At 71.2% G+C, this 19,411-nt stretch carries 23 protein-coding genes; 11 read left to right on the forward strand and 12 right to left on the reverse strand.

Annotated elements, in window-relative coordinates; all coding sequences use genetic code 11:
* Window positions 1-33: 33 nt before the first annotated feature.
* On the reverse strand, window positions 34-720 hold the full coding sequence (locus VFC33_10380; GenBank protein ID HZR13645.1) for a response regulator transcription factor: 687 nt from the start codon (window positions 718-720) through the stop codon (window positions 34-36).
* Window positions 720-2,300, reverse strand: a complete 1,581-nt coding sequence (locus VFC33_10385; protein ID HZR13646.1) for an MASE1 domain-containing protein — start codon at window positions 2,298-2,300, stop codon at window positions 720-722. Before VFC33_10385 ends, VFC33_10380 begins: the two co-directional genes overlap by 1 nt.
* Window positions 2,301-2,531: 231 nt before the next feature.
* Here VFC33_10385 and VFC33_10390 point away from each other — a divergent pair, with 231 nt between their 5' ends.
* On the forward strand, window positions 2,532-2,759 hold the full coding sequence (locus tag VFC33_10390) for a hypothetical protein (GenBank protein HZR13647.1): 228 nt from the start codon (window positions 2,532-2,534) through the stop codon (window positions 2,757-2,759).
* On the opposite strand, the gene VFC33_10395 is transcribed toward VFC33_10390, so the two are convergent.
* Together VFC33_10395 and VFC33_10400 are read right to left on the reverse strand one after the other, a co-directional pair.
* Window positions 2,756-2,959, reverse strand: a complete 204-nt coding sequence (locus tag VFC33_10395) for a hypothetical protein (GenBank protein ID HZR13648.1) — start codon at window positions 2,957-2,959, stop codon at window positions 2,756-2,758. The genes VFC33_10390 and VFC33_10395 overlap by 4 nt on opposite strands.
* A 671-nt stretch (window positions 2,960-3,630) precedes the next feature.
* On the reverse strand, window positions 3,631-3,786 hold the full coding sequence (locus VFC33_10400; GenBank protein HZR13649.1) for a hypothetical protein: 156 nt from the start codon (window positions 3,784-3,786) through the stop codon (window positions 3,631-3,633).
* A 120-nt stretch (window positions 3,787-3,906) separates the two neighbouring features.
* Between VFC33_10400 and VFC33_10405 the strand changes: the two genes are divergently transcribed.
* Window positions 3,907-4,530: a DedA family protein gene (locus VFC33_10405; GenBank protein ID HZR13650.1), complete on the forward strand. Its 624-nt coding sequence runs from the start codon at window positions 3,907-3,909 to the stop codon at window positions 4,528-4,530.
* Between the two features lie 34 nt (window positions 4,531-4,564).
* Here the strand turns inward: VFC33_10405 and VFC33_10410 are convergent, their stop codons facing one another.
* Entirely contained in the window at window positions 4,565-5,707 is a 1,143-nt protein-coding gene (locus tag VFC33_10410) for a Gfo/Idh/MocA family oxidoreductase (protein ID HZR13651.1), read from the reverse strand.
* A gap of 57 nt (window positions 5,708-5,764) precedes the next feature.
* On the opposite strand from VFC33_10410, the gene VFC33_10415 reads away from it, so the two are divergent.
* Window positions 5,765-6,151, forward strand: a complete 387-nt coding sequence (locus VFC33_10415; protein ID HZR13652.1) for a hypothetical protein — start codon at window positions 5,765-5,767, stop codon at window positions 6,149-6,151.
* 3 nt (window positions 6,152-6,154) lie between these two features.
* Here VFC33_10415 and VFC33_10420 read toward each other — a convergent pair whose 3' ends face one another.
* Window positions 6,155-7,576: a wax ester/triacylglycerol synthase family O-acyltransferase gene (locus VFC33_10420; GenBank protein ID HZR13653.1), complete on the reverse strand. Its 1,422-nt coding sequence runs from the start codon at window positions 7,574-7,576 to the stop codon at window positions 6,155-6,157.
* A gap of 215 nt (window positions 7,577-7,791) precedes the next feature.
* Between VFC33_10420 and VFC33_10425 the strand changes: the two genes are divergently transcribed.
* Genes VFC33_10425 through VFC33_10440 form a run of 4 tightly spaced genes read left to right on the forward strand, consistent with a single transcriptional unit; the run spans window position 7,792 to window position 11,052 of the window.
* Window positions 7,792-8,625: an enoyl-CoA hydratase-related protein gene (locus VFC33_10425; GenBank protein ID HZR13654.1), complete on the forward strand. Its 834-nt coding sequence runs from the start codon at window positions 7,792-7,794 to the stop codon at window positions 8,623-8,625.
* A gap of 28 nt (window positions 8,626-8,653) precedes the next feature.
* Window positions 8,654-9,475 carry an enoyl-CoA hydratase/isomerase family protein gene (locus VFC33_10430; GenBank protein ID HZR13655.1) on the forward strand — a complete coding sequence of 274 codons (822 nt, stop codon included), beginning with the start codon at window positions 8,654-8,656 and terminating at the stop codon, window positions 9,473-9,475.
* Between the two features lie 7 nt (window positions 9,476-9,482).
* Window positions 9,483-9,968, forward strand: a complete 486-nt coding sequence (locus VFC33_10435; protein HZR13656.1) for a nuclear transport factor 2 family protein — start codon at window positions 9,483-9,485, stop codon at window positions 9,966-9,968.
* A 28-nt stretch (window positions 9,969-9,996) separates the two neighbouring features.
* The gene (locus VFC33_10440) at window positions 9,997-11,052 is read left to right on the forward strand and encodes a dihydrodipicolinate reductase (protein HZR13657.1); all 1,056 of its coding nucleotides are present in this window, start codon (window positions 9,997-9,999) and stop codon (window positions 11,050-11,052) included.
* On the opposite strand, the gene VFC33_10445 is transcribed toward VFC33_10440, so the two are convergent.
* From VFC33_10445 to VFC33_10460, 4 genes are all read right to left on the reverse strand, one after another.
* Complete coding sequence (locus tag VFC33_10445) at window positions 11,053-11,919, reverse strand: LLM class flavin-dependent oxidoreductase (protein HZR13658.1); 867 nt, start codon at window positions 11,917-11,919, stop codon at window positions 11,053-11,055.
* An 8-nt stretch (window positions 11,920-11,927) separates the two neighbouring features.
* Window positions 11,928-12,770, reverse strand: a complete 843-nt coding sequence (locus tag VFC33_10450; protein HZR13659.1) for an acyl-CoA thioesterase domain-containing protein — start codon at window positions 12,768-12,770, stop codon at window positions 11,928-11,930.
* A gap of 7 nt (window positions 12,771-12,777) precedes the next feature.
* The gene (locus tag VFC33_10455; GenBank protein ID HZR13660.1) at window positions 12,778-14,271 is read right to left on the reverse strand and encodes a carboxyl transferase domain-containing protein; all 1,494 of its coding nucleotides are present in this window, start codon (window positions 14,269-14,271) and stop codon (window positions 12,778-12,780) included.
* Between the two features lie 109 nt (window positions 14,272-14,380).
* The gene (locus VFC33_10460; protein HZR13661.1) at window positions 14,381-15,511 is read right to left on the reverse strand and encodes an ankyrin repeat domain-containing protein; all 1,131 of its coding nucleotides are present in this window, start codon (window positions 15,509-15,511) and stop codon (window positions 14,381-14,383) included.
* A 110-nt stretch (window positions 15,512-15,621) separates the two neighbouring features.
* Between VFC33_10460 and VFC33_10465 the strand changes: the two genes are divergently transcribed.
* Both VFC33_10465 and VFC33_10470 read left to right on the forward strand, forming a co-directional pair.
* Window positions 15,622-16,107 carry an SRPBCC family protein gene (locus tag VFC33_10465; protein HZR13662.1) on the forward strand — a complete coding sequence of 162 codons (486 nt, stop codon included), beginning with the start codon at window positions 15,622-15,624 and terminating at the stop codon, window positions 16,105-16,107.
* A 97-nt stretch (window positions 16,108-16,204) separates the two neighbouring features.
* Window positions 16,205-16,615 (forward strand): ester cyclase, encoded by a 411-nt coding sequence (locus VFC33_10470; protein ID HZR13663.1) that lies wholly within the window; start codon window positions 16,205-16,207, stop codon window positions 16,613-16,615.
* A 22-nt stretch (window positions 16,616-16,637) separates the two neighbouring features.
* Here the strand turns inward: VFC33_10470 and VFC33_10475 are convergent, their stop codons facing one another.
* A complete protein-coding gene (locus VFC33_10475) occupies window positions 16,638-17,045 on the reverse strand; it encodes a MerR family transcriptional regulator (protein HZR13664.1) in 408 nt (135 codons plus the stop codon).
* A 45-nt stretch (window positions 17,046-17,090) separates the two neighbouring features.
* Between VFC33_10475 and VFC33_10480 the strand changes: the two genes are divergently transcribed.
* Window positions 17,091-17,690 carry a class I SAM-dependent methyltransferase gene (locus VFC33_10480; GenBank protein ID HZR13665.1) on the forward strand — a complete coding sequence of 200 codons (600 nt, stop codon included), beginning with the start codon at window positions 17,091-17,093 and terminating at the stop codon, window positions 17,688-17,690.
* A gap of 34 nt (window positions 17,691-17,724) precedes the next feature.
* On the opposite strand, the gene VFC33_10485 is transcribed toward VFC33_10480, so the two are convergent.
* The gene (locus VFC33_10485; protein HZR13666.1) at window positions 17,725-18,303 is read right to left on the reverse strand and encodes a dihydrofolate reductase family protein; all 579 of its coding nucleotides are present in this window, start codon (window positions 18,301-18,303) and stop codon (window positions 17,725-17,727) included.
* A gap of 143 nt (window positions 18,304-18,446) precedes the next feature.
* On the opposite strand from VFC33_10485, the gene VFC33_10490 reads away from it, so the two are divergent.
* Window positions 18,447-19,376 carry a PQQ-binding-like beta-propeller repeat protein gene (locus VFC33_10490; GenBank protein HZR13667.1) on the forward strand — a complete coding sequence of 310 codons (930 nt, stop codon included), beginning with the start codon at window positions 18,447-18,449 and terminating at the stop codon, window positions 19,374-19,376.
* Window positions 19,377-19,411 lie beyond the last annotated feature (35 nt).

The raw sequence follows: 19,411 nt of genomic DNA on the forward strand, positions 1-19,411 counted from the left end.
GAACCCGCCGCGCTCATCATCCGGTCCGGGTGATCAGGCGCCGTCGTCGTCCCGGCCGGGTACGACCACGCGGGCCTCGTACGCGACCGCGACCGCCTGGGCGCGATCCCGGACGCCGAGTTTCATGAAGACCCGCTTGACGTGGGTCTTCACGGTCTCGATGCCCACCGTCAGGTCGGTCGCGATCTCCCGGTTCGACAGGCCCCGCGCGATCAGGACGAGGACCTCGCGCTCGCGCTCGGTCAGGCGCGAGACGAGGGCGGCCCGCCCGGTCGGTTGCGGCGCGTCCGCGGCGAACCGGGCGACGATGCGCTTCGTCAGCTCGGGCGTCAGGAGCGCGTCGCCGGACGCGACGAGCCGCACCGCGTCGACAAGCTCCTCCGCGGGCGCGCGCTTCAGCATGAACCCGCTCGCGCCCGCCTGCAGCGCGCGGAACACGTACTCGTCGTCGTCGAAGGTCGTCAGCACGATCACCCGCGGGGTCGGGTCCTCTGCGGAGGCGCCCATGGTGATCCTGCGTGTCGCCTCGAGACCGTCGAGGTTGTGCATCCGGACGTCCATGAGGACGACGTCCGGGTCCGTCGTCCGGGTCAGCGCGCACGCCTGGACACCGTCGTCCGCCTCGCCGACGACCGTCATGTCGGGTTCCGCGTCGAGGATGGTCCGCAACCCGATCCGCGTCGGGACGTCGTCGTCGACGACGAGCACGCGCAGCTCCATCACTTCTGCTTCAACGGGAGGCTCGCCCGCACCACGAACCCGCCGCCCTCGCCCGGCCCCGTCTCGATCCGTCCGCCCAGCACCGACACGCGCTCGCGCATCCCGATCAGACCACGACCGCCGTTCGGGGCGCGCACCGCGCCGCGACCGTCGTCCGCGATGACGAGGTGCAACACGTCGGGCTCGTACGCGACGAGCACGCTCGCACGCGCGCCACCTCCGTGCTTCACGACGTTCGTCAGCGCCTCCTGGGCGATCCGGAACGCGGATCGGGCGACGATCCGCGGGACAGGTCGCTCCGGACCGTCGACCGCGAGATCGACCGTCAGGCCCGCGTCGCGGAGCGACGCGACGAGGTCGGGCAGGTCCGCGAGACTGCGGCCCGGGTCGAGGTCCGGTGTCGCGTCGACGAGGCCGAGCGCGGCGTCGAGGTCGTGGAACGCGTCACGCCCGGTGCGTTCGATCGACTCGATGAGGTCGCGGGAGCGCACGGAGTCCACGCCGAGCATCCGGCGCGCCCCGCCGGCCTGCAGGATCACGGCGTTGAGCGCGTGCCCGACGATGTCGTGGACGTCGCGCGCGATGCGGCGCCGTTCCGCCGCCGACGCGGCGAGCCCGTCGATCCGCTGCGCGAGGCGCGCCTGCTCCATCTTGCGCAGCGCCCGTTGCGCCCGGACGCGCTCGCCGACCTCGACCGCGAGCAGGAGCGCGGAGAGCAGCGCGACTGCGAGGAAGAGCTGGAGATAGAGCAGCCGCGCGGTCGTGCTCATCCCCGGGAACACGCGATCGGCGTGACCGTGCGCGACCGCGAACTCGGCGACGAGCGCGGTGGCGAGCCCCGTCGTCGACGCGAGGGAGAACCCACCGCGCAGGGCCGACCACATCAGCACGGGCAGCACGATGTAGATGACCGGCTCGTTCCACACGAGGATCACGGTCAACGTGATCCCGGCGGCGACGAGCGGAAGCGCGACGACCTCGGCCACGGACACGCGCGGGTCGACCGACGCGATGTGCTGCTCCAGCCATGCGAGCACCGGCGTCGCGATGACGAGCACGCCGAGCGCGTCGCCGATCCACCATCGAGTCGTGATCGAGACGAACGGCTCCGTGCTGCCCGTGAGCGCCGAGACGGACCCGCCGATGAGCGCGCCGACGACGGGCCCCGCGACGACCGCGGTCGCGAGGTACGCCGCGAAGTTCGAACGCAAGGTCGACGATCGCCGCCGCGCGGCGATGAGCAGCGACGCGCCGACCCAGGGCTCGGCGGCGTTCGCGGCCGCGAAGCCGACGGCCATCGCGACACCCTGCCCGTGCCGGAGGTCGACGCTGATCTCCGCGGCCGCGACGACGAGCGCGAGCCAGGGACGCCGGTCGCGGGGGGTGAGCACGAACGCGGCGAGCGTGACTCCTGCGGCGGGGAAGAACGCGACGCCCCCTTCCGGCGAGCGCGCGAGCCAGAACGTCGACTCCGCGCCGACGACGTACAGCGCGCCGATGGCGAGCGCGATCGCCGCGAAGCGGGGTGATGCGCCGTGCAGCGCGGGTGCGCGCACGGTCGTCGGCGTCTCGACCGCCACGCGTCGTCCTTCCGTCGGGTCGGCGTCACGCTACGACGGGACGGCGCGCGATTCACGCGCCGAACGCCGCGCTCCCACGCGGACCTGCAAATCCCTCCCTGGAGGGATGTCACGGCAGGTCGCGCGGCGTAGAAAACGTGAATGGCGCGGCCGGCGCACGAGTACGAAGGCCCGTGTCCCGACGAATCTCCCCGGTTGCACCCCCGGTTGCAGCGACTCGCCGAGAAGCCAATGGCCTTCGACTTCCCCCCCAACGTCCGTGAGGACGCGGCGTCGGCCGCGCCGTCCAACGCCGCCGGCGGCCGGTCGGACACGGTGGTGCTCCACGCGACCGCCGTCCGCCTCGCGGTGATGACGGTCCGCGCGCACGTGCGGAGCGTCGCGCGGAAGGCGGCGACCCACCGGGACGTGCGCGCTGTCGACCCGGACGGCACACACCGCTGGCGCGCGATCTCCTAGGACGCCGGCTGCTCCGGCAGCATCCCGTCGAATGTCCCCATGACGTCAGCGAGGCGCCGCCACAGGGCGACGCGCTCTTTCACGTCGTCACACCTCGGAATGGCATCCACGATGTCGGCCGCCTCGCGCAGCAACCGCGACATCTCGGTCGCGGTGCGCTCGTCGAACAGTCCACCCTGCGCCGCGTCGAGGAAGCTCATCCGGTCCACGATCTCCCGAGGTTTCGTAACGAGTCTCGCCGCCCGATCTCTCCGCGCGCCGCCGAGGCGACGGCCTTCCCCCGCCGCGGCCGGCTGAGAGAGACCGCACGCTACCCGCGTCCCGGGCGGCGCCGTACGCGGTGGACAGCGTGCCCCGACACGCCCCTTCTCACCCCTACCGCGTGGTGCGCGCGGCGTCCACGGTTCTGCCGTTCGCGGATCGTCGCCACGTCGCACGAGCCGGACAACCGGGCGGAACCATCCCGCGGGACGCACCGCCCGCCACGCCGCGCGGAGCACGCGCGGTGGGCGCCGTCCGGACCGCGCACGACGTCGTCGACCTGCTCCTCCGCGGCGCGCCCGCGGTGACGTCAAGCGCCTGGCGACGAGCGCCGTGCTCGCGGCGCCGCACGCGCACGACACCGAGCGAGAGGCCCGGTCGGTCGCCGATGTCGAGCTGGGCGTGCCAGGTCGAGCGGACTCATCGCCGCCGCGCGCCGCACGGGTCGCCGGTGGCTCGCGACCGCGACGGTGCGTCATCGACGTCGCCCCCAACGAGGCTGCAGGCCGTCCGAGGCCGGGACCTCGCTTCGAACCTGCCAGCGGGCGCTGACCGGCGCAGCGCGCGACTCATGGTGTCGATCGCACAAACGTCGTGCGGCGTCAGCCGCTCAGTACCAGCGGCGGTACCAGGGCGCCTCCGCGGTGTGGACGATCGCGAGGATCACGCCCACCACGATGCAGATGATCCCGATCGTCCACAGCACTGCCGATCCGATCAGAAACCCGATGATCAACAAGATGATCCCGAGCCCGACGAGTCCCATGCTTCCCCCCACGTTCGACACCGGCGAGATGTATCGCACGCTGCATACCCACGACCGGCCATGTAGCGAACCCCACCGCAGGTTTGACCTCACCGGCGCAGGGCAACAGCCGCGTACGCGATGTTCCACGGAGGTGTCGACCACCTGCTCTCGGCGTACGGCGTGTGGGCTGTGTTCGCCCTCGTCGGCATCGAGAGCCTCGGCGTGCCCGTCCCCGGCGAGACGATCCTCGTCGCGGCCGGGATCTACGCCGGGACGACACATCACATCCAGCTCGCGTCGATCGTCGCCGCGGCCGCGGCCGGCGCGATCGTCGGCGACAACATCGGCTTCTGGGTCGGGCGCACGGGCGGGACGCGACTGCTGGCGCGGTACGGCCACCACGTCCGGCTCGACGACCGCAAGTTGAAGGTCGGCCGCTACCTCTTCGACCGCCACGGCATCAGCGTCGTGTTCTTCGGGCGGTTCGTCTCGATCCTCCGGACCTATGCGGCGTTCCTCGCCGGCGCCAACCGCATGCGGTGGCCGCACTTCCTGTTCGCGAACGCGGCCGGAGCGGTCGTGTGGGCAACCGCGTTCGGCGTGGGGTCGTACGAGCTCGGTGACGCCGCGAAGCGGCTGAGGGGCCCGATCGACGTCGTGTTCGGCGTGGTCGCGCTCGGCGCGATCGTCGCCGCCGTCGTGTACCTGCGGCGCAACGAGCGCGCGCTCGAGGAGCGCGCCGCGCGCGCGTACCCCGACTGATCGCCGACGCTCGCCGGCCGACCAGCTCTGCCCCTCAGCGCGTGCCGTACGTGTCGAGCATGACGATCGACTCGTGGAGGTCGGGTGGCCACCACGGCGGCGACACGGCGTCGTCGATCGTCGCGGGGTCGACGGGCCGGCGCTCGATGCTCGCCTGGTACGTCGCGAAGCACAGCTGCAACGTCTTGGTCGCGAGGTCGGGTGTCATGTCGGGCGCGCCGTCGCCGTCGAGCAATGCGTCGACGAAGTGGTGCGAGCTGTTGCGGAACCCGGTCAGCCAGTCGGCGTCGACGTTCGGGTACGTCGTCGTCGACCCGTCGGCGTGGTACACGATGACGGGCGCGAGATCGAGCATCTCGCCCGTCGCGCGCGTCACCCAGACGAGCCCGTCGGTGCCCTGGACCTCGAAGAACTCGTCGGCGCCGTAGTAGCGGCTCCGGATGCGCATCCGGGGCGCGTACGCGACCTCCATCGTGCCGAGCAGCGACTCACGCTCGTACTCGAAGATCGCCGCCGTCGGCGCCTCGAAGAACACGGGACCGCGACGTACGACGGCCTGCACGTTGCGCACGTCCTGGTCGAGCAGCCACAGCGCCATCGCGTACTTGTGGACCATGTCGTCGAACAGGTGACCGCCGGGGCTGTGCTCGTCGAACCGCCACATGTAGCCGTCGCCGTCGAGACCCGCCTGGAACTCGGAGTCGGTGTCGCCGACGACGGTCTTGATCCGGATCATCGTCGGCGCGCCGATCGCTCCCGACGCGACGATCTCCTTGGCCTTCACGAGCGGCGGGTAGTGCACGAAGCACTCGCTCACCCGCAGCACCACGCCAGCCTGCTGCGCGGCTTCCGCCATCCGCCGCGCGTCCTTCACGGTGTTCGCGATCGGCTTCTGGCACGAGACGTGCTTGCCGGCCGCGACCGCGGCGAGGACGTGCTCCGCGTGCAGATGCGTCGGCGTCAGGATCTCGACGGCGTCGACGTCGTCGTCGGCGAGGAGGTCGCCGAGCCGCGCGTAGACGCGGTCCACGCCCCACTTCGCCGCCTTCGCGCGCGCCTTGTCCTCGCGCGGATCGCACACCGCGACGACCTCGCTACGCGGGTGATCGAGATAGCCCGCGACGTTGAGGTCCGCGATGTTGCCCGTCCCGACGATGCCCATCCGCACGACGTCCACGGCTCCGACGCTAGCCCTCACTGACGTTCGTGTCAGGTACGGCCTACGATGCGGCGCGTGGCGGTCACGCAAGTAGCGAACCTCGCGGTGAAGGTCCGCGACCTCGACGCCGCGGGGGCGTTCTTCCGACGCGCGGGCGCGGACGTCACCACGCCTGAGGACTGGCGCGGCGGCCGACGGTGCGACGTACGCCTCGGCGTGCTCGCGATCACGCTGTTCACGCGCGCGCTGTACGAGGACGACGTCGAGGGACTGCCGGAGGAGGGCTTCCTGCACGTCGCGTGCTTCACCGACGATCTCGACCGTGAGCTCGACGGGCACGACGTCGTGTGGGGACCGGACGTCGTCTCGGGACCGACGTTCGGGACCCGGCGGATCGCGTTCGTGAACGCGCCGGGGAACATCCGGCTCGAGTTCATGGAGCAGCTCGAGGACCCGAGCTGACCCTCACCCCTCCTCGGCCGCGACCTTCGTCAGTGTCCGCAGCTCGTCCCCGAGGTGGTCGACCAGCGCGTCGATGTCCGGGATCATCTCCCGGCACGCGAGCAGTCCGAAGTCCAGGTGGCCGTTGTAGGACATCAGCGTCATGTTCAGGCCGACGCCGTCCGTGATGGCCGACAGCGGATAGATCCCGCGCAGCAGCGCACCCGCGGAGTAGAGCGGGAACTGCGGGCCCGGCACGTTCGAGATGATCACGTTGAAGGGCGGGTTCAGGCGGTTCGCGATCTTCACCCGCGTCGCGAGGCGGCTCGCCATGCCGAGCACGGAAGGCGGGGTGAACTGCGCGAAGTCCTGGAGCAGGTCGGCCGGGATCGCGTGGTGCTGCTCCTTCGCAACCTTCATCTCGTCGCGCATGAGGTGGAAGCGCCGGACCGGATCGGGCTCGTCCGTCGGCAGCGTCACGAACATCACCGAGATCCGGTTCCCGAACGTGCCGCGTTGCTCCTCGGTCCGCACCGAGACGGGGACCATCGCGAGGAGCGGGACGTCGGGCAGCGCGTCGTGCGCGAGGAGCCAGCGGCGGAGCGCGCCGGCGCACATCGTCATGACGACGTCGTTCACCGTGCCCGCCAGCCGATCCTTCACGAGCTTGGCGTCGGCGAGCGGCAACGACCCGAACGCGAAGCGACGGTGGGGCGTGATCGTCCCGTTGAGCGGCGTGCGCGGCGCGTTGGTGAGCGGGACGGACAGCAGCTCACGCGGGCGCCGGCCCGACGGCAGCGCGAGCGAGAAGTTGCGCATCACCGCGCCGAGCCTGGGCACCGCGCGGCGCGCGAGCCGCAGGCCAGTCCGGGGCTGCGAGACGAGGCCGACGAGCCCGCGCCCGAGCATCTCCCACTGCGACGGCTCGCGCTCCGGCGTCCAGCGCGGGTCGTCGGCGGGGGGCGGGGGCGGCTCGTGCGAGATGTCGAGCAGGACGCCGAGGATCTCGGCGCCGGACACACCGTCGATGCACGCGTGATGGATCTTCGTGAGCTCGGCGACGGCGCCGTCCTCGAGCCCCTCGATGAAGTACATCTCCCACAGCGGGTGCGACCGATCGAGGTGCCGGGCCGCGAGCTCCGCTGCGAGCTCGGCGAGCTGGTGCGCGTTGCCCGGCGGTGGCACCGCGATGTGCCGCACGTGGTACTCGAGGTCGAAGTCGGGGTCCTCGATCCAGTACGGGTGGTCGAGTCCGAGCGGCACGTTCACCAACCGGCGCCGGAACGGTGCGACGAGGTGCAGCCGCTCCCCGACGAGGTCACGCACCCGCTCGTACGTCATCGGCCGCTCGCCGGGTTCGAAGATCGCGAGCGACGTCACGTGCCCGTACGTCACCGGCGACTCGAACGCCAGGAAGCTGTTGTCGAGACCGGACAGCTGCCGCACGGGCCGCCCCCTTGTCGCGTGCGAAGGGTGTACCCCATCGGCGCGCCGCTGTCATCGGGTCACGGCGTTCGTGCGTCACCAAACCGCGCGCCACGCGGCTTGACGACGCATGGTCGGGATGTGCTCGACGAACGGGCGGGTGCGGGCGCACCGCCCGTTAGTCTGACCGCCGCGTCAGGTCCGGGACGTCGGAGACGGCACGAGGAGGCCGAGGGGTGGCGGACGAGTACGAGACCCTCCTGTACGAGGAGCGCGGGAACGTCGCGATCGTGACGCTGAACCGCCCCGAGGTCCACAACGCGTTCAACAGCCAGATGCAGCAGGACCTGCGCGACGTGTGGCGGTCCCTGCGCGAGAACGACGACGTGCGCGTCGTCATCCTCACGGGCGCAGGCGAGAAGGCGTTCTGCACCGGCATCGACCGCAACGAGGCGATCGGCGGCCACCTCGAGCGCGAGCGAACCGGCAACCGTCCGGTGACGGGCCGCGTCTCGACGCCGTTCATGTTCAACGACCCGGGCAGCAACATCAACCCGAAGCAGAACGACATGTGGAAGCCCGTCATCGCGGCCGTGAACGGGATGGCGTGCGGCGGCGCGTTCTACATGCTCGGCGAGGTCGACATCATCATCGCGGCCGAGCACGCGACGTTCTTCGACCCGCACGTGAGCTACGGCATGGTCGCGGGCTTCGAGTCGATGCACATCCTCCAGAAGCTGCCGCTCGGCGAGACGCTCCGCATGCAGCTGCTCGGCGTGAACGAGCGCATGTCCGCCCAGCGGGCGTTCCAGGTGGGCCTGGTCCAGGAGGTCACCCCGAAGGACGAGCTCCTCGAGCGCGCCATGTGGGTCGCGGAGGCGATCGCCTCCGCACCCGTGCTCGCGATCCAGGGCACCGTCCGCGCGGTGTGGATGGCCAACGAGCTGTCGCGCCAGCAGGCACTCCTGCAGGTGTCGACGATCGTCTCCCTCGGCACGGACACCGGCAACCTCGAGACCGGCCAGCAGGCGTTCGCGTCCGGCACACGGCGCGAGTACCGGGTGCGCTGACCCGCGCTGCGCTTCCTATGATCCGCCGGTGACGAACTACGAGACGCTCCTGGTCAGCGCAGACGACGGCATCGCGTGGGTGTCGCTGAACCGGCCGCAGGTCCGCAACGCGATCAACCAGCGCATGCAGGACGAGCTGCGCGAGGTCTGGGACAGGATGCGCGTCGACAACGACGTCCGCTGCGTCGTGCTCACCGCCGAGGGCGAGTCGTTCTGCACGGGGATCGACCGCAGCGAGGCCATCTCGGAGGCGAACACCGAGGCGATGGCGGCGGGCAACTACCCGGGATACCCGACGCCGTGGACGTACGACGACCCCGGCCGCGACATCGGCCCCAAGGCGCGCGACTGCTGGAAGCCGGTGATCGCCGCGGTGCACGGCATCGCGTGCGGCGGCGCCTTCTACATGCTCGGCGAGGTCGAGTTCATCATCGCGTCCGACGACGCGACGTTCTTCGACCCGCACGTGACCTACGGGATGACCGCGGCGTTCGAGCCCATCGAGATGCTCGCGAAGATGCCGTTCCAGGAGATCATGCGGATGTCGTTGCTCGGTGCGGACGAGCGCATGTCGGCCGAGCGCGCGCGCGAGATCGGGCTCGTCACCGAGGTCGTTCCGCGCGACGAGCTGCGCGACCGCGCCGCATGGGCCGCGCGCGTCATCGCGGACGCGCCGCCCGTTGCCGTGCAGGGGACGATGCGCGCGCTCTGGACCGGCCTCGAGGTGTCGCGCCGGCAGGGCATCGAGGTCGCGAACCTGTTCACGCGGATCGGGTCCGACGCCGAGACGCTGCGTGCAGGCCAGGCCCGCTTCGAATCGGGCAAGCGCCCGAAGTGGCGCCTCCGATGAGGCTCGCGTGGACGCGTGGGAGCTGACGGCGCGCGAGCGCGTGCGCGACACGCTCGCCCTCTACAACTGGTCCGGCGACGCCTTCCGTCTCGACGATCTCACCCGCGCGTTCTGCGAGGACGGTGAGCTCGAGATCCGCGGTCGCGAACCGCTGCGCGGCCGTGACGCCATCGTCCGGTTCCTCGGCGGCGACGCAGCACCGCGAGGCGACGAGGCGCGCCGAGCCGAACGCAGGGCACAGGCCGCGTCCGCCGGTGTGACGCGGATCGTGCGCCACAACGTCACGAACGTCCGGTTCCTGGAGCTGGCGCGCGACCACGCGCTCGTCGCGTGCTACTTCACCGTCCTCACCGAGATCGGGCTCGACCACTACGGCCGCTACCGCGACACGTTCGTGCCGGCCGGTGACGAGTGGCTGATCCGCCACCGGTACGTCTCGATCGACTGGCGCGCGCCCGAGTCCACGATGGCGGGACCGTCGTCGATCGGCTGAACTTCGCCCCGAGCAGGAGGTGGCGCCGGTGCCGTACCGCATCGTGCAGTGGACGACGGGCAACGTCGGCAAGCAGTCGGTGAAGGCGATCGTCGCGCACCCGGACCTGGAGCTCGTGGGGTGCTACGCGTGGTCGGCCGAGAAGGTCGGGCGGGACGCGGGTGAGCTGTGCGGCATCGCGCCGACCGGTGTGATCGCCACCGACGACGTCGACGCGCTGCTCGCGCTGAAGCCGGACTGCGTCGTCTACAACCCCATGTGGGTCGACGTCGACGAGATGGTGCGGATCCTCGAGGCCGGGGCGAACATGGTCAGCACGGCGGCGTTCCTCACCGGGCACTCGCTCGGTGACGGCCGCCGCCGGATCGCCGACGCGTGCGCGCGCGGCGGCTCGTCGGTGTTCGGCACGGGCATCAACCCCGGCTTCGCGAGCCTGCTCGCGATCGTGTGCGCCGGTGTGTGCGACCGCATCGACAAGGTCACGATCACGGAGTCGGCCGACACGACGGGCTACGACTCCCCTGCCACCGAGCTGCCCGTCGGCTTCGGCCGGCCCATCGACGATCCCGAGCTGCCGCGGATGACCGCGGCAGGCACCGCGGTGTTCGAGGACGCGGTCCGCGTGATCGGCGACGCGCTCGGCGTCGAGCTCGACGAGGTCGTGTGCGAAGCCGAGTACGCGCGCACGACCGAGGACCTGGACCTCGGTTCGTGGCGCATCGCGGCCGGGTGCGTCGCGGGTGTGGCCGCGTCGTGGCTCGGCAAGGTCGCCGGCCGCACGATCGTCGAGCTGCGCGTGCGGTGGCGGAAGGGGCAGACGCTCGACCCCGACTGGCCGATCGAGCTCGGGTACGTCGTCGAGATCGACGGCCGCCCGACGATCCGCACGAGGCTCGACATCCTCCCGCCACCCGACTTCCAGGCGACGACGTTCGCCGAGTTCATGGTGCTCGGGATGATCCTCACCGCGATGCCGGCGATCAACGCCATCCCCGCGGTCGTCGCCGCGCCGCCGGGCATCGTCACGTACACGGACGTGCCGCTGCCGCTCCCGAGAGGGCTGGTCCAGGGACTCGCCGGCTGATCACCGCAGCGGCGAGATCACCTCGTCGCCGAACATCGCGAGCGTCTCGGGTGGCGCGAAGTCGCAGAACCACGCGTACACGCGCTCGATGCCCCGCTCCGCGAGCCGCGTGTAGTGCTCGACGAGCTCCGCGCCCGTGCCGATCACGGGGTCGGCATAGCCGAAGCGGCGCTGCGCGAGCGCGGCGATCGCGTCGCGATCACCAACGCGCGGGACGAACGCCACCATCTCCTGGATCGACACGCGCGCGTCGCCGACGTGTGACCGCAGGTCGTCGAGCTCGTCGAGCTTGCCGACGTGGACGTTCCACCAGTCGGCGAACTCGCGCACGAGCGCGAGGGTCTTGCGTCCCGTCCCCCCGATGACGATCGGGATGCGCACGAGCGGGCGGGGTTGCTGCTGCGCACCGTGGAGCCGGTGGTAGCGGCCGTCGTAGTCGACGACGTCGCCCGTCCACAGCGCGCGCATCACCTCGAGCGTCTCGCGGAGCCGATCGACGCGCTCGCGTGCCTCGGTGGAGCCGATGCCGAACGCGGCGAGCTCGTCGGGGACCGAGCCCCAGCCGATGCCGAGCTCGAAGCGTCCACCGGACGCGTGGTCGATCGAGACGGCCTGCCGGGCGAGCACCGCCGGATGGCGGAACGCGTCACACAGCACGAGCGACCCGACGTGGATGCGCTCGGTGCACGCGGCGAGCACCGCGGTCGTGACGATCGCCTCGTACATCGGCCGGTCGGCCGCGAGCGGTGGCGTGAGATGGTCCATGCCCGCGATGCCGGTGAAGCCCGCGGTCTCCGCGGTGCGCGCACGCGTCACGAGGTCGTCGAACGAGAGCCGCATCTGCGGCAGGAAGAGATGGAACTCCATGACTGCCACTAGTCCTCCGGGGTGACACCCAGGTACTCGGCGAGGCGGCGGAGCAGCTGCGGGTCCATCGCCCGTTCGCGCAGCAGCATCTCCTGCATGATCACGCAGCCGAGCCGGCCGTCCTCGCCGCGCAACGAGCCGCCGTAGACGCCGCGCGCGCCGCCGGCCTTCATCGGCCAGAGCTCGAGCAGCATCCACTCGTCTGCCCGTACCGGTTCGTGGAACCAGACGGTGTGGTCGATGCTCGGGCCGCCCGCCGCGAGCCCCGGCACCTCGACCTGCCCGAAGCCCGAACCGAGGTCGGACACGTACGTGAGCGCGCAGACGTGCACGAACGGGTCGTCGGACAGGCGCGTCTTCGCGCGCACCCAGATGCGGTCCGAGTGGCGGACCTGTCCGTCCGCGATCCGCGTGGGCGTGACCTCGCGCACGTCGACGAGCAGCGGCGACGGGCGCGCCGGCAACGTGTCCGGTGGCGGCGCGCCACGGGTGTCGACCGCGTCGACCGTCGGTGCCTGCTCGGGCTCGTGGAACGACGCCAGCATCGAGAAGATCACCTCGCCGTTCTGCACCGCGCGCACGTGACGCGCCGAGAACGAGCCGCCGTCGCGATCGCGGTCGACGTGGAACACGACCGGGATGTCCGAGCGGCCGCGGCGCAGGAAGTATCCGTGCAACGAGTGCGGCATCCGTTCGGGCGCGACGGTCGCGCCCGCGGCCCGCAACGCCTGCGCGGCGACCTGACCGCCGTACAGCTGCGGGCGCGCGGGGTCCTCGTTCTGCCCCCGGAACAGATCGCGGTCGAGCTGCTCGAGGTCGAGCAGCGTCGCGAGGTCTCGTTCGGGCGGCACGACGACGCTACGGCGCGATGCCGATGCGCGCGATCGGCTCCGCCGGTGCCTGCCGGTGGTTGAGCGCGCGCTCGAGCGAGTCGAGGAGGACGTTGCGGATCTCGCGCGGGTCGATCAGCTCGTCGAACCCCAGCCCCTTCGCGGAGACGTAGGACGCCTCGATCTCGCGCCTGCGCAGCATCGCCGCCTCGTCCTCGTCCGATCCCCGGGCCCTGCTCATCGCGGCCGCACCCATCGCGCCCATCGTCGCACCGGGGAACCCGAACACGCCGGACTGGCCGTCGAACGGGATCATGCCCATGACCATCGAGCCGAACCCGTAGGCCTTGCGCAGCGTCACCTCGAACTTCGGTGACGTCGCGAGCGTCTGCGCGACGTACATGCGCGCGCCCTTGCGGAGGATGCCCGCCTTCTCGGACGCGCTGCCCGGCAGCACACCGGGGTTGTCGGACAGGAAGACGAGCGGCAGGTGGAACGCGTCGGCGACGTTGACGAAGTGCGCGGCCTTGTCGGCGCCGTCGGCGTCGATCGCGCCCGCCATGACGAGCGGTTGGTTCGCGACGACCGCGACCGGGTGCCCGCCGAGACGGCACAGCGCGGTGATGAGGGGCCGGCCGAAGTCGGGCTGCACCTCGAGGCACGAGCCGGCGTCGAACACGACGTCGAGCACCGCGCGCATGTCGTACACGCGACGGCCGTTGCGCGGGACGAGGTCGAGCATCTCGTCGACGAGACGGGGCGCGGTGTCGCGTCCCTCGGCATCGGGCGGGTACGACCACGCGGACGACGGGAAGTAGCCGAGGTACGCGCGCACGAGGTCGAGCGCGCGCGCGTCGTCGTCGGCGACGTTGTGGACGAGGCCGCTCGCGAGCGCGACGGCCGGGCCGCCGAGGTCTTCCTTCGTGATCGTCTCGTGGAGCGACTCGTACACGACCGGCGGGCCCGCCGTGAAGATCACGGCATGCCTGCTCATCACGGTGAAGTCGGAGATCGGGGCGACGAGCGCGCCGTGCCCGGCGGAGGACCCGAGCACCGCGGTGACGAGCGGGACGCGGCCCGAGCAGCGCGCCTGGGCGAGCATGTCGGTCGGTGTCCGGCCGTGACGACGGCCGTCGGCACGGAAGCCCGCGCCGTCCAGCATCATCACGAGCGGCACGCGGTCCGCGACCGCCAGCTCCGCGATGCGGTAACGCTTCGCGTTGGCGGCCTCGCCGATCGTCCCCGCCATCACGGTGAAGTCCTCGGCCGCGACCATCACCGGCCGGCCGTCGACCCGCCCGAACCCGGTCACGATCGCGTCCGCGGGTGCCTCCTCGCCGCCGACGAGCGTCCCGAGCTCGCGGAACGACCCGTCGTCGAGCAGGTGTGCGATGCGCGCGCGGGCGTCGAGCTTGCCCGCGTCCCAGTGCTTGCGCAGCCGTTCCTCGCCGCCCATCGCGCGCGACAGCTCGCGGCGATGCTCGAGATCCTGGAGGACGTCGTCCCAGCCTTCGGAGCTCACGGTGCTCGTCTCGTCGTCGGGGCACGAGCATCTACCGGCTCGCGCGCAACAGCGTCAAGTGTGTGCCACGCGCGCGGGTCGTCGCGTCGATCGCGCGCGGCGCTCCGGGTCAGCGCCGTTCCGGGGTCCCGGACGAGCGGGCGCCCCGCTCCTGCAGCCACGTGATGACGTTGTCCTGGCGCGTCCCACGCCCGTGCGCGGCGTCGAGCGGGGTGCCGTCCGCGTAGTCCGGGACCCAGTCGATGTCCGCACCGTGGTTCAGGAGCAGTTCCGCGGCCCGTCGCTGCCCGCCGGCGCACGCGTGCCAGAACGCTTGCGAGATCTCGTCGCGCGTCACGGCCGGATCGGCGAGCAGCTCGTCGACGCGGTCGAGCAGGCCGAGCGCCGCCGCGTGCCAGAGCTTGTCGACGCGCGCACCGCGTGCGACGAGCAACCGCGCCACGTGCCAGCACGCGTAGCCGATGGCGTTGTCAAGCGGCGTGCCGATCGAGCCGTCGGGCATCTCGATGTCCGCGCCGCCGTCGATGAGCGCTTCCGCGACGTCGACGTCGTCGCTGCTCGCCGCCCAGTGCAACGGCACCTCCGACCCCTTGCCCGGTTCGCGCGCGTTCGGATCTGCACCGGCCGCGATCAGCATCCGCACGACCTGCGGCCCGTTCGGGAAGTACCCGGGCCAGTCGGTTGCGACGTGAAGCGGCGTGCGAGTGCGGTACCGCCCACCCAGCGGCACCGACACCATGTGCGGATGCTCGGTGACGAGCCGCCCGAGGGCGTCGAGGTCGCCGCCACGGATCGCGAGGAAGAACGCGTCGGCGATGTCGGCGTGGGCGTCGTCGTCCGTCCGGTCGCCTGTCGGGGTCGCAGGGTCGTCTTCAAGGGCTTCGAGCGCCGAGTCGTAGTCGTCGTAGCGGCGGATCTCGACGATGCGCTCGTCGCGCACGACATAGAGATGGAAGAGGCTCTCCCGCTGCGAGCGGTCCCCGCTGCCGGGCCAGTCGACGCGCAGCTTGCACAGCACGCCGTTCGGACCGGCACGGCACTCCTCGACGCGGCCGTCGACGCCTTCGTCCAGCAGCCGTGAGAACGTGCCGACGACCTGATCGCGGCCGCGGCACTTGTTGACGGCGTCGTCGTCGCCCCAGCGGGCGTCGTCCGCGAGCAGCGAGCCGAGCAGGTCGAGGTCCTTGGCCGCGAACGCGCGCTGCAAGCCGTCACGGATGGAGTCGGTCGTGTTCGCCACGGGCCCCGAGTGCAGCACCGTCGCGTCCGCCCATCAAGCAACGACTCGAGCGTGACGGGCCGCTGTCCGGCGCAGCGATGAGTTCGGATCGCGTCGGTCGTCTCATTGGCATGGAACGCGAGCGCGTCACCGCGTCGACGACGATCGAGGCCGCGCCGGAGGTCGTGTTCGCAGTGCTCGCCGACCCGTCGGCCCACGCGGACATCGACGGCACGGGCTGGGTGCGCGGGTCCCTGGACGGCGAGCGCATCACCGGCGCCGGCCAGGTGTTCCGCATGGCGATGTACCACCCGAACCATCCGGACAAGGACTACGAGATCGCCAACCTCGTCGAGGTGTTCGACGCGCCCCGGGCCATCGCGTGGAAGCCGGGAACGGAGTCGGCCGAGACCGGGGAGCTCAGCTTCGGCGGCTGGACCTGGCGCTACGACCTCGAGCCGGCCGGCCCGTCGCGGACGACCGTGACGCTGACCTACGACTGGTCCGCCGTTCCGGACCACGTGCGCGAGTACCTGCGGTTCCCACCGTTCGGCCCCGACCACCTCGGCAACTCGCTGCAACACCTCGCGCGGCTCGTCGCGTCGGCGACTGCGTGACAGGGAGTCGGCGCGCCCGTCGCGTGCGACCGTGATCCGCGACCGGCACCGGCATCGAATCCTGCAGCAAGTCCACGCGCGACATGAGGGGGTTGCCGTGTCTGCATCCGACGAGGCCGTCGTCCGCCGCTTCTACGACGAGATGAACAACGACCGCAAGAACGAGCTCGCGCCCGAGCTCTTCACCGACGACCACCGCATGCACGATCCGCAGGTCCCGACCGCGGACGGGCCGCAAGGCATGGCGGACACCGTCGCCGTCTACCAGCAGGCCGTCGAGGGTCACTGGGACATCGAGGAGATGTTCTCGACCGGCGATCGGGTCGTCGTCCGCTGGATCGGCAGCGGCAGGCACGTCGGCGAGCTCAACGGCATCCCGGCGACCGGCAAGTCCGTGCGCGTCGACGCGATCACGATCCACCGGATGCGCGACGGCAAGATCGCCGAGACGTGGGAGGTGTGGGACACGCTCGGCCTGCTCCAGCAGATCGGCGCCGTGCCCGGGTAGGTCGCGGTCACTCCGCTTCGCATCACCCCGAAGGGGCGGTGAGCGTCAGGCGCCGGTCGATCTCGTAGCGCATGACCTGGCAGTCGGTCGCGGGGTGGTCGTACCGACAATTGAGCGCACCGCGGAGGTACTCGCGGGCCTGGCAGAGCTGGTCGATCTCCTCGTCGAGCGCATGCAGTCGTGCGCGGGCCACGGCCTTCCACTCGGCCTTCGACGGTGCATCGAGCACCGCCGCGATGTCGTCGAGCGAGAGACCGGCGTCCTGCATCATCCCGATGAAGACGAGGCGACGCAGCGTCTCGTGCGAGTACCGGCGCTGGCCGGACCGGCGCGCATCCGCGGCGAGAAGCCCACGGCGCTCGTAGTACCGGATGGCGGACGGTGCGACGCCCGCCCGCTGCGCGACCTCGCCGATCGAGAGCAGCTCCATGCGACCACTTGACTTGAACTCGGGTTCAACTGTCAACGTCGCCGCATGGCTCATGAGACGACCGCGCCGAACCACCACGCCCACTTCCCGCCGTTCACCGGGATCCGGGGGTACGTCGCGGCGCTGACCATGATCACGGGGCGCAGCGGGAACGCCGATCTCGCGATCGAGCTCACACGGATGCGGCATGGTGACGTCGTCGTGGACATCGGCTGCGGGCCCGGTGCCGCGGCGCGGCGTGCCGCATCCCGCGGCGCGGCCGAGGTCGTCGGCATCGATCCGTCGCGGCCAATGCTGCGCGTCGCCCGACTCCTGACGCGCAGTCGCGCCGTTCGCTACGTCGAGGGCGAGGCCGAGGCTGTGCCGCTCCCCGACGGCTCGGCGACGGTCGTGTGGTCGCTCGCGACGGTCCACCACTGGGACGACGTCGATCGCGCGCTCGAGGAGGTGCACCGCGTGCTGCAAGCCGGCGGTCGCTTCCTCGTCACCGAACGCGCGCGTTCCGAGGACGCGCAGGGACTCGCCAGTCACGGGTGGACGACGACGCAGTCGGCCGCGTTCGCCGACGCGTGCCGAGCCCACGGGTTCACCGGCGTGACGGACGCGCGGCACGGCACAGTGCTCACGGTCGCCGCGCAACGCTGATCCCACGGACTCGACGTGCCAGCGCGGCAGCGCGTCAGCCGTGCAGCCTCGGCCGGTAGACGAGCTCGTGGATGTCGCGGTCGAGGACCCGGCTCTCGACGAGCTCGAGGTCGAAGTCCTCGGCACCGCGGAAGATCGGCTGCACTCCGGTCCGCCCGGTGATCACGGGAAAGAGCGTCACCTGGAGGCGGTCGACCAGGCCGGCCGCCATCAGCGCCCGGTTCGTCGACAAGCTGCCGTGCGAGCGCAACGGCACGTCGGATTCCTCCTTGAGCCGGCGGACGACGTCGACGGCATCGCCGCTCTCGATCGTCGCGTCCGGCCAGTCGAGCGGTCCTTCCAGGGTGGTGGACACCACGATTGCCGGCAGGCTTCGCATCCGCGCGACCCATGGATCACGCAGCGCGGAGTCCTCGGTGCTCGCGGCGAACATGCTCGCGAACGCGCGATACGTGTTGGCCCCGAAGACCATCCGCTGCTCCTCGCGGTACGACGCGAGGCGGTGGTCGAGGAGCTCGGGACCTTGCTTGCCCCAGTATCCCGTCCAGTCCCCCTCGGCAGCGCCGAAGCCGTCGAGGCTCGAGAAGACGTCGAACGTGTAGGTGGCGGTCATGGCTCGCTCCTCGCGTGCGGTCGATCGGGAGCGCCCGGTGCGTCCCTCACCATCTCCACGAACGCGACGGCCGGAATCGACAGCCCGATCAAGCGGTTCGTCTCCGCCGGACCGGCGGTGGCCGGGTGTTCGTGACGGGCTCGGTGGGCACGACGAACACCTTCAGGACGCGGGCGTTCGATGCCACGAGCGGCACGCTCGAATGGAGCGTCCCGACGATGCCGGTCGATCCGGCGGTCAGCGGCGGCAAGGTGTACTCCGTCGACCGGTCCGGCGTGCTGACGGCGTTCGACGCGTCGACCGGTGCGATCGCGTGGAGCGCGACCGTGGGCACGGTCTCGTCGGCCCCGGTCCTGTCGGGCGGCCTGGTGTACGCGGGTGGTCCGAAGCAGAGCGTGTACGCGTACGACGCGAGCACCGGAGCGCTCGTGTGGTCGGTGTCCGAGAGCACCGATCCGGCGTCGATGTACGCGACGCCCGCGATCGCGAACGGCGTCTTGTACGCGTTGAGCTACCCGACGACGGCGGTCCCGGTGTCGACGCTTCGCGCGTATGACGCGTCGACCGGCGCGCCGCGTTGGTCGAAGTCGATCGGCACCCCAGCGTGGGCCGTCGCGGCTGCGGGCGGCCGGCTCTTCCTGCAGTGCATCGAGGACGTGCGGGCGTACGACGCGTCGGACGGCACCTTCCTGTGGAGCTTCTTCACCGGGCAGAACGACACCGCGTCGAGCACACGGCCCGCGATCGACGGCAGCACTGTGTTCGCGCTCGTCACCGGGAGCTCGCTGTACGCCTTGGACGCGGCGACCGGAACCGAGAAGTGGCACACAGCCGCGAGCGCGTTCAACTCACCGGCGGTCGCGAACGGCGTCGTGTACACGACGGCGTACGGGACCAGCCAACCGCCGCGGGTTGGGCTCGCGGCGGACGACGCGGGCACCGGGACGAGACTCTTCTTCTCCGCCGGCCCCGGCAGCGGCAGCGCGGACGTGTCGCCGATCGTCGCCAACGGCCGCGTGTACGTCGGAGGCAGCGACGGGAACCTCTACGCGTACTCGCTGTCCGGCAGCTGAGCGCAGCACTCAGACGGTTGGGGCGCGGCGCGACG

The organism is Acidimicrobiia bacterium, from assembly GCA_035651955.1.
Lineage (GTDB): Bacteria > Actinomycetota > Acidimicrobiia > IMCC26256 > JAMXLJ01 > JAMXLJ01.